The 11704-nt window shown below is 65.3% G+C and carries 11 protein-coding genes and 1 tRNA gene; 9 read left to right on the forward strand and 3 right to left on the reverse strand.

Annotated features, from left to right (window positions below):
* Window position 1: 1 nt before the first annotated feature.
* The gene (locus HLH48_RS03075) at window positions 2-904 is read right to left on the reverse strand and encodes an isopenicillin N synthase family dioxygenase (RefSeq protein ID WP_182996020.1); all 903 of its coding nucleotides are present in this window, start codon (window positions 902-904) and stop codon (window positions 2-4) included.
* Between the two features lie 530 nt (window positions 905-1434).
* Between HLH48_RS03075 and sthA the strand changes: the two genes are divergently transcribed.
* The 4 genes from sthA (at window position 1435) to HLH48_RS03095 (ending at window position 6665) form a co-directional block, all read left to right on the forward strand.
* Window positions 1435-2937 (forward strand): Si-specific NAD(P)(+) transhydrogenase, encoded by a 1503-nt coding sequence (sthA, locus tag HLH48_RS03080; protein WP_182996021.1) that lies wholly within the window; start codon window positions 1435-1437, stop codon window positions 2935-2937.
* Window positions 2938-3071: 134 nt separating this feature from the next.
* Window positions 3072-4574, forward strand: coding sequence for a YifB family Mg chelatase-like AAA ATPase (locus tag HLH48_RS03085; protein WP_182996022.1), 1503 nt, complete (start codon window positions 3072-3074; stop codon window positions 4572-4574).
* Between the two features lie 256 nt (window positions 4575-4830).
* On the forward strand, window positions 4831-6000 hold the full coding sequence (locus HLH48_RS03090) for an oxalate decarboxylase family bicupin (RefSeq protein WP_182996023.1): 1170 nt from the start codon (window positions 4831-4833) through the stop codon (window positions 5998-6000).
* Window positions 6000-6665, forward strand: a complete 666-nt coding sequence (locus HLH48_RS03095; RefSeq protein ID WP_182996024.1) for a YoaK family protein — start codon at window positions 6000-6002, stop codon at window positions 6663-6665. The genes HLH48_RS03090 and HLH48_RS03095 overlap by 1 nt, the downstream gene beginning before the upstream one ends.
* Window positions 6666-6732: 67 nt before the next feature.
* Here the strand turns inward: HLH48_RS03095 and HLH48_RS03100 are convergent.
* Window positions 6733-6806 (reverse strand) — tRNA-Gln (locus HLH48_RS03100).
* Between the two features lie 166 nt (window positions 6807-6972).
* Between HLH48_RS03100 and HLH48_RS03105 the strand changes: the two genes are divergently transcribed.
* Window positions 6973-8106, forward strand: coding sequence for a Ppx/GppA phosphatase family protein (locus HLH48_RS03105; RefSeq protein WP_182996025.1), 1134 nt, complete (start codon window positions 6973-6975; stop codon window positions 8104-8106).
* Window positions 8103-8909, forward strand: a complete 807-nt coding sequence (locus tag HLH48_RS03110) for an RlmE family RNA methyltransferase (protein WP_182996026.1) — start codon at window positions 8103-8105, stop codon at window positions 8907-8909. Before HLH48_RS03105 ends, HLH48_RS03110 begins: the two co-directional genes overlap by 4 nt.
* A 32-nt stretch (window positions 8910-8941) precedes the next feature.
* Here HLH48_RS03110 and HLH48_RS03115 read toward each other — a convergent pair whose 3' ends face one another.
* Window positions 8942-9856 carry an ROK family protein gene (locus HLH48_RS03115; RefSeq protein ID WP_182996059.1) on the reverse strand — a complete coding sequence of 305 codons (915 nt, stop codon included), beginning with the start codon at window positions 9854-9856 and terminating at the stop codon, window positions 8942-8944.
* Between the two features lie 127 nt (window positions 9857-9983).
* Here HLH48_RS03115 and HLH48_RS03120 point away from each other — a divergent pair, with 127 nt between their 5' ends.
* The 3 genes from HLH48_RS03120 to HLH48_RS03130 all read left to right on the forward strand — a co-directional run bounded on the left by HLH48_RS03120 (window position 9984) and on the right by HLH48_RS03130 (window position 11544).
* A complete protein-coding gene (locus HLH48_RS03120; RefSeq protein ID WP_182996027.1) occupies window positions 9984-10229 on the forward strand; it encodes a sulfurtransferase TusA family protein in 246 nt (81 codons plus the stop codon).
* Window positions 10230-10370: 141 nt separating this feature from the next.
* Entirely contained in the window at window positions 10371-10601 is a 231-nt protein-coding gene (locus tag HLH48_RS03125) for an exodeoxyribonuclease VII small subunit (RefSeq protein ID WP_182996028.1), read from the forward strand.
* A 7-nt stretch (window positions 10602-10608) separates the two neighbouring features.
* On the forward strand, window positions 10609-11544 hold the full coding sequence (locus tag HLH48_RS03130) for a polyprenyl synthetase family protein (protein ID WP_182996029.1): 936 nt from the start codon (window positions 10609-10611) through the stop codon (window positions 11542-11544).
* Window positions 11545-11704 lie beyond the last annotated feature (160 nt).

An 11704-nucleotide genomic window follows, 5' to 3' on the forward strand; every position in this document is an offset into this window, starting at 1 on the left:
TTCATGAACGGTGGTTGTATGTCGCGTTCAGTCGCTCCTGAAGATAATCATAGCCGGTGACGGGGGGATAGTGCGGGTTGTCACCCGCAAGGCTCACGATCGGCTCGACCAGCGCGTCGGCGTCGGGGTCGAGGAAGAAGGCGATTGCGTAGCGCTCCGCCGCCGGACGCAGCACCCAGTGCGGGGTGGAGACGTAGACGTCGTTGCTCCAGCGCATCAGACAATCACCGATATTGCAGATGAAGGTGCCGGGGATCAGTGGGGCGTCCATCCAGTCACCGCCGCGCGGGCGCACCTGTAGGCCCGAGACGCCATTGACGACGAGAATGGTGACATTGCCATAGTCCGTATGTGCTCCGGCACCCGGCGCGACCGTTTCGGCGCCGGAGGGCGCGGGGTACCGCAGCAGTCGCAGGGTCGCCATTGGATTCCTGAATTTATCGGCGAAGAAATCCTCCGCCACACCAAGGTCGCGCGCGAAGCCGCGATGCAGGGCGGCACCAAGGTCCAAGCAGGTCTCGAAATGGCGGATCATCAGCGCCCGCCAGCCGGGAAGGTCCGGCCACGCATCCGCGCCGGGCTCCGCGGGGCTGATATTGAAGGCCTCCTTGCGATCGGGCAGCGCGGTGGTGTCGAGACGCTCGACGCCCAGTCCGACATAACCGCGATTCCGGCCCACCCGATACATGGCGAGCCGATCCTTGGCCGCGCTGGGCTGGCTGAAGAAGGCGCGGGCGGCCGCGAACAGCGCCGCGACCGTCTCCGGCGCGACCCCGTGGCCGGTGATATAGAAGAAGCCGGTCTCGCGGCAGGCCTTGCCCATCGCGGCGGCCGTTTCGGCGCGGTTGACGTCGTCGCCGACGCGCAGGGGAGCGATGTCGATGACGGGAATGAGCGGGGTCATGATGCGGGAGCCTTTCAGGGGTGGCAGGGCGGGAGACGCGGCGGATATGTTGGCATGGAGGAGTAATCCGTCACCGTTCTCGGACGAGCCAGGCTCGCGGCTGCCCCGCTTGCGAAGTTGCCGGGCGCTCAGGCCCGCCAGAAGGCGCACCTCGCGGGAGAGGTGGAAGCCGGTGCCGTATCCCGTCAGTCCCGAGGTGACGGCGGAACAGCGCGATCAAATGGGCGGGCGTGACGTTCGCGACCGAGACCAGGCGGTCCAGGCCGGGTGTTTCGGCATAGTGCGGCCAGCAGCAGGGCTGGGAGGGGCCCGGCGACATCCAACCCCGACGCGGGGAAAGGTAACGCGCCTGGACCCGCGACAGAATGGCCGGCGTCACCGCAAACATATCCGGAATTGAGACCCGTCGAGCCCGGACTGCCTCCGGCGCATCGGCCGCCAGATGTCGGTTGCTAGGCAACCCGATGGGCAATGGCGGCGTCATGGTCCTGTCAGGTGCCCCATTGCGGGTCCGCCGGGGGCCGAGATTCATGATCGCCGCATATGATTACGATCTGATCGTCATCGGCTCCGGTCCTTCGGGGCGGCGGGCGGCCGTGCAGGCGTCGAAATTCGGCCGATCGGTGCTGGTCATCGAACGGCAGGCCCAGGTCGGCGGCGTGTCGGTCCATAGCGGGACCATTCCGTCCAAGACGTTGCGCGAGACGATCCTGAACCTGACGGGCTGGCGGGAACGCGGCTTCTACGGGGTCAATTACCGCGTGAAGCAGTCGATCGACGCGCAGGACCTGAGCATGCGCCTGTACAAGACCATCCAGGGCGAAGTGGAAGTGCTGGAACACCAGTTCGCCCGCAACGATATTGCCGTGACCCGGGGGACGGCGCGTTTTATCGACCGCCATACCATCTCGATCGCCGGCGAGGAGGGGGTGGAGCAACGTGCTCGCGGGCGCGCCATCGTCATCGCCGTGGGCTCCGTGCCGCATCGCCCGGCCTATGTGCCTTTCGACGATGCCAGCATCATCGACAGCGACGGCATGACGCGCCTGGCCTGCCTGCCACGCTCCCTGACCGTGATCGGCGGAGGCGTGATCGGCATCGAATACGCCACGATCTTCAGCGCGCTGGGCGTGCGCGTGACGATCGTGGACCAGCGCGAGCATGTTCTCGAATTCATCGATCACGAGACGATCGAGGAATTCGTTCACCAACTGCGCGATCGCGGCGTCAATTTCCGCCTGGGCAGCACCGTGGAATCGATCGCGATCGAGGCCGGCCAGCCGGTGGCCATTCTGGAAGGCGGCCGGCGCGTGCGCGCGGACCTGCTGCTCTATACCGGCGGGCGGCAGGGTGCGACGGACGCGCTGGATCTGGAGGCTGCCGGGCTGAAAGCGGATTCACGCGGCCGGCTGAAGGTGGACCCGATCACGTTCCAGACCGAAATTCCGAACATCTACGCGACCGGCGATGTCATCGGCTTTCCCGCGCTGGCGTCCACATCCATGGAACAGGGTCGCATCGCCGCCTGCCATGCCTGCGGCCAGCCCGTGCCGCCCGCGCCGAAATTCTTCCCGTACGGCATCTATGCGGTGCCTGAAATCTCCACGGTCGGCCTGTCCGAGGACGAGGCCCGCACACGAAAAATCCCCTACGAGACCGGAATCGCCCGGTTCCGCGAGACCTCGCGCGGCGTCATCATGGGCAAGAGCGAGGGGTTCCTGAAACTTGTTGTCGGATTGGACGGACACCGCATTCTGGGCGTACATATCGTGGGGGAAGGGGCGACCGAGCTGATTCACATCGGCCAGGCGGTCATGAATTTCAACGGCAGCGTCGAGTATTTCATCGAAGCGACCTTCAACTACCCGACCTTTGCCGAGGCGTACAAGATCGCGGCACTGGACGTATGGAACCGGATTACCCCACGCGACGCGGTCGAGGGCGTCTCGCCGGCCGTCTCGCCGCCGGAATCGGCACCACGACGGGCGACACGCCGGCCGGGCGGCATCGGGAACCGAAAAACGGCCTCCTGATGGAACATGGCCAAATGTCTCATAATATATATTATGCCAACTCGTAACGCCGCGGCGATAAGCCCATGGGGTTTCGCATCCGGCGTTCTGGGCTACAACATTGCCATGGAGAATTTTCCGGCGATCGGGACCATATGACCATTTCTTCCGTGCTGGGTTTCGCCCTGTCGGGTATCGATGCCATTCCCGTGCGGGTCGAGGTGCAGCTTGCGGCAGGCCTGCCATCCTTCCTGATCGTCGGCCTGGCCGACAAGGCGGTGGCCGAAGCGCGCGAACGTGTGCGCGCGGCCCTGGCGGCGATGGGCCTGGCGCTGCCGGCCAAGCGGATCGTGGTCAATCTGGCGCCCGCCAATATCGTCAAGGAAGGGTCGCACTTCGACCTGCCGATCGCGCTGGCACTGCTGACGGCGATGGCGGTCGTCCCGCCGGAGGAAAGCGGACGTTATGGCGCGATCGGCGAATTGTCGCTCGACGGCCGGATCAATCCGGTCCCAGGCGTGCTGCCGGCTGCCCTGACGGCGGTGGAGCAGTCGCGCGGCCTGATCTGCGGCGCCACGCAAGGGCCCGAGGCCCGCTGGGCCGGCGACGGCCTGGATATCGTTGCGGCGGAGAGCCTGCTGGCACTGGTCAATCATCTGACCGGCGAACAGGTCCTGCCTGCGGTCGAATTGCCGTCCCGCCTGCCGTTCGATAGCGCGGGCGGCCCCGATCTGGCGGATGTGCGCGGCATGGAGACGGCGCGGCGAGCGCTGGAAATCGCGGCGGCCGGAGCACATTCGCTGCTGATGACCGGCCCGCCCGGTGCCGGCAAATCGATGCTCGCGGCCCGCCTGCCCTCCCTGCTGCCCGACCTGACGAGCGCCGAGATCCTGGAGATCAGCCGGATTCACAGTATTTCCGGCCAGTTGCCGATGGGATTGCCCATCTTCCGTCCGCCCTTCCGCGATCCGCATCATTCCACCAGCCATGTCGCCCTGGTGGGCGGCGGCAACCGGCTGCGGCCGGGTGAAGTCAGCCTGGCCCATCGCGGCGTACTGTTTCTGGACGAACTGCCGGAATTTTCCCGCGCGGCGCTGGAGGGGCTACGCCAGCCGATCGAGTCCGGAACCATCACGGTGTCCCGGGCCTCGGGCCATGTCACCTACCCTGCCCGCTTCCAACTGGTCGCGGCGATGAATCCCTGCCGTTGCGGCTATCTGGGCGATGCGACGCAGGAATGCCGCAAGGCGCCGCGCTGTGGCGAGGATTACACCGCCCGCATCTCCGGCCCCATGCTGGACCGGATGGATATGACCGTGCATGTCGAACCAGTGTCGCCCGCCGAACTGGCGGGCCTGCCGACGGGCGAAAGCAGCGCCGTGGTGGCGCAGCGCGTGGCTGCCGCGCGTGCCATCCAGACCGCGCGCCAGGATGGGCTGACCAATGCCGAAGCCTCCCCCGATCTGTTCCCGACCAGTACCATCGCCCGTGACTATGCGGTGCGGGCTGCCGACCGGCTACGCCTGTCGGCACGCGGCTTCACGCGACTGCTGCGCGTGGCCCGCACCATTGCCGATCTCAGTGGAGAAACGGAAACTGCTCAACCTCACGTCGCCGAAGCCCTGAGCTACCGGCTGCGCCGCCCCGACCGGCGGTAGTTTTATTTGATAAAATATTTATAGTATTATTTTTTTACTTATAATAATTGGCATAATATATATTAAACGTCATTTTTACTTATATAAATACTTTTGTTTCTTGCTGGCAGAGGCGCTTTCTTGCCTACTGAAGCCGCCAATTTTCACAAAACCGTGAAAATCCGAAGAAAAATCGTAATCCTTGATTCGCATCAACGGCTCTCCCGGCACTTTGACATATTACGTCACAAATTGCACCTGATCAGGAGAGACTCCGATGGCCGATCTTCCTTGGCTGAGTTCAAAGCCCGAAGCGCTGGAACCCATTCGCGGCGATCGTGGCGCCAATATCCTTGGTCCACGCAACCTGGCTCGCGAACAAGAGGTTCCCGATCTTTTCGCCTCGCCGGACACCGATGCCGGAACCATCCCCAATCTGAAATTTTCCTATGCGGACGCACGCAATCGCCTGGGGTCCGGCGGCTGGGCGCGCGAAATCACCATCCGCGAACTCCCGGCTGCGACCACTCTCGCCGGCGTCAATATGCGCCTCAAGCCCGGCGGCTACCGCGAGCTGCACTATCATAAGGAAGCGGAATGGGGATTCATGATCGCCGGAAAGGCCCGCGTCACCGCCATCGACACCGAAGGACGTCCCTTCGTCGACGATGTCGAGGCCGGAGATATCTGGAACTTTCCCGCCGGTATTCCCCACTCGATCCAGGGACTGGGAGATGAGGGATGTGAATTCCTGCTGGTCTTCGACGATGCCAATTTCTCTGAAAACGAGACCTTTCTGATCAGCGACTGGTTTGCCCATACACCGCGCCACATCCTGGCCAAGAATTTCGGCGTGCCGGAATCCGCGTTCGCTCATCTGCCGACCGATGTCGAAAAGACCCGCTGGATCTTCAATGGTACCGAGCCCACGGTCGCGAAGCAGGATGCGGTCAAATGCCCGCAGGGTCCGTCCCCGATCCGCTATACGCACCGCTTCCTGCGACAGGAACCGGCGAAGGCCGCCGGCGGTACTGTTCGCGTCGTGGATTCCCGCAATTTTCCGGCGGCCTCCACCATCGCCGCCGCGATCAATGTCGTCGAACCCGGGCGGCTGCGCGAACTCCACTGGCACCCCAATAACGACGAATGGCAGTATTTCGTCCGTGGGCGCGCCCGCATGACCGTGTTCGCATCGGGCGGAAAGGCGCGAACGTTCGATTACTGTGCTGGAGACGTTGGGTATGTCCCGCTGGGCATGGGTCATTATCTCGAGAATATCGGCGACGAACCCATGGTGTTCCTGGAAGCCTTCAAGAGCGATCGGTTCGCCGACTTCTCGGCCAACCAGTGGCTCGGCCTGTCGCCCCGCCAGATGGTGAAGGAACATCTCAATCTCGACAAGGAAACCCTGTCGAAACTGCGCCAGGACAAGCCGCTTATCGTCTGATGAGCGCCGCAACCCACTCGGCACTTCGTGTCATCGCACTGAGCCTTATCGCCGGTTATGTCGATGCTGTCGGCTATGTCGAACTCCACGGCATCTTCAGCGCCGCCATGACCGGCAACTCGACCAATTTCGGCATCTCGCTCGCCGATCAGGATTGGCCGAAAGTCGCGGCTGTCGGCACTGTTCTGGGCTTGTTTTTCTGCGGTGCCCTGATCGCCAGCCTGCTGCGTCGCGGCCTGCGCGCCTACCGTCATGAGTGGCTGTGGATCGCTGCGTTGCTGGCCCTGGCCCAGATCCTGCACTGGGCGCATCCGGGCGGCACGCGCTCGCGGGCGGAGATCCTGCTCTTGACCGTTGCCATGGCCATGCAGGGCGAAGTTCTGTCCCGCTTCTCCAGCGTTTCTGTCCAGACGATCGTCGTTACCAACAATATCGTCAAATTCGCCGATAACATGGTGGGGTTTCTGTGGAATGCGCGGGTTGGCAAACCCGCGTTCTCTCTTGCCGCCGCCCTTCCCGGTCTGGGGTGGGCAAGCTGCATCGCCGGCGCGTTTCTCTCCGTGTTCATGCGCCACGCGATATCGGGCTATTTCCTGTTACCCATCCCGATCCTGATAGGCCTCTGCTTTCTCTGCCCTGACGAGCTGGAGCAGGATCGCGCGTAGACGAAATCCACGCACGGTATCGTCCGTGCCGGACGATCAGTTTCAACAGGCTATTGCAAGGAAATATTGGCTGGGGGACCTGGATTCGAACCAGGGCTGACCGGGTCAGAGCCGGTAGTTCTACCGCTAAACTATCCCCCAACCGGGCGACCGGCTCGGCACCGTGCGGTGAGGGGCTGATAGCATCGGCCATGGAACGTGACAAGCACCTTTCCGTGCGGTTTTTTCAAACCGACATATTTGTCTTGCCCTGCGCGCGGGTCAGCACACACTATATGCTATACGGTGGTGGCAGAGGGACCGTCCGATGGACAATACGATGTCCTGGCGCGATGGCCAGGAGGCAACGCGACTCCCCCGTGCGTCGGGATACAGGGCGAATCGCAGCGTGCCGGGTATGTTCGGTGCGATCGACCTTGGGACGAACAATTGCCGCCTGATGATCGCCGCCCCCCATGCCGACGGCTTTCGTGTCGTCGACAGCTTCAACCGGATCGTGCGTCTGGGCGAGGGCCTGCAACGGACCGGGCAACTCAGCCCACACGCCATGGACCGCACCATCGAGGCGCTGCGGGTCTGTGCCATGCGCATGGAACGCCGGCGCCTGTTCCGCTATCGCGCCGTCGCGACCGAGGCCTGCCGTCGCGCCGGTAACGGCGCCGCGTTCATCGAACGCGCGCGGCGCGAGACGGGGCTGGACATCACCGTCATCTCGTCGCGCGAGGAAGCCGAACTGGCGATGGAAAGCTGTTCGGCATTGCTGCATGACGACCGGGTGTCTCCCACCCGCACCCGCGCGCTGTTGTTCGACATCGGCGGCGGCTCGACCGAAATCGCCTGGGTCCGCACCGATCGCCATGCGCGCCGCCAGGATCTCAGCGGCTATCTCAGCCTGCCGGCCGGTGTCATCACCCAGGCGGAACAGTTCGGCGAGAGCGCGTTCAGCGAGCAGGGCTACCAGCGGATGGTCGAGCAGATCGCGGGCCAGCTCCGCGCGTTCGAGGCCGTGCATTGCATCCGCCGCGAAATCAGCCGCGGCAATGTCAGCCTGATCGGCACCAGCGGCACCGTCACTACCCTGGCCAGCATCGCCCTGTCCCTGACCCGCTACAGCCGGACGGCGGTGGACGGCACGATCCTGGAGGCCGGGCCGGCCCGGGACGCGATTCGCACCCTGGCCGCCATGGGGCCGGAGGGGTTGAGCCAGCACCCGTGCGTGGGGCCCGACCGCGCCCAGTACGTCATGCCGGGCTGCGCGATCTTCGAGGCGATCCACAGGGTATGGCCGGTGCCGGAAATCATGGTGGCCGATCGCGGCCTGCGTGATGGTATGCTGCTGCGCATGATCAACGATTCGGCCCCTCTGGCCCTGCCATCGGCGTCGGGCGCCCTGCCCTTCGCATCGCCCTGCCCCCCCGCGATGGGTGCGTCGCATCCATGAAGCGGCGTCCCCCGGCTGGCGGCGGCAAGCCGCGCGTTCCCGGCAAGGCGCTCAGCAGCAGTTCGGCCCCCGGCACCGGCAACGCCGCCGCGGATTCGGGCGCGGCGCGCTCGACCCGCAGCCAGGCCGTCTCCCTGCGGACCGCCCGTGGCCGCACGACCGCCCAGCAACGTTGGCTCAACCGCCAATTGAACGACCCTTATGTTCAGGCCGCCCGCAAGCAGGGCTGGCGGTCGCGCGCGGCCTTCAAGCTGATCGAACTCGATGACCGCTTCCACCTGATCCGTCCCGGCATGCGGGTGGTCGATCTCGGCGCCGCCCCGGGCGGCTGGACTCAGGTCGCTGTCAAGCGTGGCGCCAGCCATGTCGTCGGCGTCGACCTGCTGCCGGTCGATCCGGTCGCCGGCGCCACGATCCTGGAAGGCGATTTCAACGATCCGGACCTGCCCGGCAAACTGACGGACCTGCTGGGCGGGCCAGCCGATCTGGTGCTGTCGGACATGGCGCCGAATACGACCGGCCATGCGCCCACCGACCATCTGCGCATTCTCGGCCTGGCGGAACTGGCCCTGGATTTCGCGCTGAAGGTGCTGGCACCGGGCGGCACCTTCGTCGCCAAGGTCTTCCAGGGCGGGTCGGAGAAGCAGATGCTGGAGCCGATGAAGCATGCCTTCGCGACCGTCCGCCACGCCAAGCCGCCGGCCAGCCGCAAGGAATCGAGCGAACTGTACGTCGTCGCGACCGGATTCCGTCCCGACCGGGTTCTTCCCAGTCAGCCGGACGCCAGCCAGCCGGACGAATGAAAGAGGCGGCGCGACGGACCGCCTCCATGCCGCTATGCGGCGGTCTCGTCCGCCGACCATAGCCAGGCCGCGCCGCGCACGCCCGAGCTGTCGCCGTGCTGGTTGCGGATGACGGGCGTGTCGCACTGCGGCGTGATGACGTATCGCAGCATAAGGCGCGGGACGCGGGCATAGATCGACAGCAGGTTCGACACCCCGCCGCCCAGCACGATGACATCGGGATCCAGGAAATTGATCGCCATGGCACAGGCCCGCGCCAGGCGGTCCACATAGCGGTCCAGCGCCCCGATGGCGGCGATGTCCCCCGCTTCGGCCGCGTCCTCGATCCCTGCCGTGTCGCGATGGCCCGCACCTTTCCAGTCCTGCGCCAGCGCCGGGCCGCTGAGGAAACGCTCCAGGCAGCCTTCGTTGCCGCAGAAACATTTGGGGAACGGCATTTCCGTGATTCGCGGCCAGGGCAGCGGGATATGCCCCCATTCACCGGCGATATGATGCGCCCCGGTCAGCAGCTTGCCCTCCACGACCAGGCCGCCGCCCATCCCGGTGCCCAGAATCACCCCCAGAACGACGCGTCGGCCGGCGCCGGCGCCGTCCACGGCTTCGGACAAGGCGAAGCAATTGGCATCGTTTTCGACCCGCACCTCACGCCCCAGGGATTCGGTCAGGTCGCGCCCGAAGGGCTGGTTGTTCAGCCAGGTGGCGTTCGCGTTCTTGATCAGGCCGCTTTCGGGGCTGATCGAACCCGGAATGCCGATCCCCACACTGCCCGAGCCGCCCAGTTCGGCATCCATACCCGCGACGAGGTCGCGAATGGCCGTCACCGCGCCCGCGTAATGTCCCGGGTTGGCGATGCGTCGCCGGGCCAGTTCCCTGCCGTCAGCGCGGGCCAGCGCCGCGATTTCGATCTTCGTTCCGCCAAAATCGATTCCGATCCGATAGCCGGTCATATCCATCCCGTCAGCCGTGATATTTTCCATGGTCGCCATTTCTTCTATGGTGCGACCTTTCGTGCCGTAAAGTCACCCCCGAGGCAGAGGGTTCACGATCCGCTGCCGCCTTCCGGAGTCCGCAGCCATGAGCGAGACGCTGCTCGACGTCAAAGGGCTGAGCTGCCCGCTGCCCGTTCTCAAGGCCAATCGGGCGCTGCGCGGTATGCAGCCGGGCGACCGGCTGCGCGTGATCGCGACCGACCGCGCCAGCGTCGCCGATTTTCAGGCTTTCTGCCGCGAGACGGGCCATGCCCTGATCGCCTTCGGCGAGGATGGCGGGGTCCTGTCCTTCGTGATCCGCCGCCGCCCCGATGCGCCGGCAGGCACTTAGGACACGAAACTTGCCTGTTCATTCCAAAGACGTGCCCTAAATGCCACAGATGGCACAAAATCCCCCTCGTCGTCCTATGCCCTTGGCAGAAGAGGCCACCTGGGAGTAATTCCTGCGCCTCATGATGGAAGAACCGCACCCATGACGGAAGATCTGTCCCAGCTTTCCTTCGAGGATGCCCTCGCGCAGCTCGAGGACATCGTGCGCAAGCTCGAAGGCGGACAGCTTCGCCTCCAGGATGCCATCGCATCCTACGAGCGTGGGGCGGCCCTGAGACGACATTGCGAGAGCAAGCTGAACGAGGCCGATGCCCGCGTTCAGGCGATCATCCAGTGCGCCGATGGCGCGCTGGAGACGAAATCGATGGATTGACGTACCGATGAGCCACACAACAGCGACCGCCCGGACAGGGCAGACCGTGGACCGCGCCAGCCTGCTGCGGTCTTCCCTGTCGACGCGGGCCACGGCGATCGAAGCCGCGATCGACGCCCTGTTGCCGCCGGTACCAGGCGCCGAGGGCCGGGTGGTGGACGCCATGCGCTACGCCACCCTGGGCGGCGGCAAGCGCCTGCGCGGCTACCTGACGGCGGAAGTCGCCAGCCTGTTCGATGTGGACGATGCACGGTCCTATCGCGTGTCGGCATCGGTCGAGATGCTGCATGCCTATTCGCTGGTGCATGACGACCTGCCGGCGATGGATGACGACGACCTGCGCCGCGGCCAGCCCTCGACGCACCGCAAGTTCGACGAGGCGACCGCGATCCTGGCCGGCGACGCGTTGCAGACGATGGCGTTCGAGATCCTGGCCGACGAGGCCACGCACCCCGACGCGGCCATCCGCATCGGCCTGGTAGGTGCCCTGGCCGCCGCGTCGGGCGCCGCCGGCATGGTGGGCGGCCAGATGATCGACATGGAAGGGGAAGGCCGCGCGCTGTCCCTGCCGGATGTCGAACGCCTGCACGCGCTCAAGACCGGCTGCCTGATCCGCTACGCGGCCGAGGCCGGGGCTATTCTCGGCCATGCCGAGCCGTCGGTGCGCGCGCGCATCGCCGCCTATGGCCGAGACCTGGGCGCCGCCTTCCAGATCGCCGATGACGTGCTGGACGCCACTGCCAGCGCCGAGGAACTGGGCAAGACCGCCGGCAAGGACCAGGCCGCGGGCAAGTCCACCTATGTCGCGCTGCTGGGCGTCGACGGCGCCGCGCGCGAGGCGCGCCGCGTGGCCGAGCAGGCGGAGGCCCATCTTGATCTCTTCGGACCCGAAGCCGACCGGCTGCGAGACCTAATCCGTTACGTCGTCGACCGCAGGAGCTGAGACCATGGCCGAAGACAAGATTGGTGCCCATAGCTCGGACGCCATCCCCACGAAGGGCCGCTTTCCGCTTCTGGACCGTGTGACGTCGCCGCGCGACCTGCGCAACCTGTCGGTGGAGCAGTTGCGCCAGTTGGCCGAGGAATTGCGGGCCGAGACGGTG

This window comes from Gluconacetobacter sacchari, from assembly GCF_014174255.1.
GTDB lineage: Bacteria > Pseudomonadota > Alphaproteobacteria > Acetobacterales > Acetobacteraceae > Gluconacetobacter > Gluconacetobacter sacchari.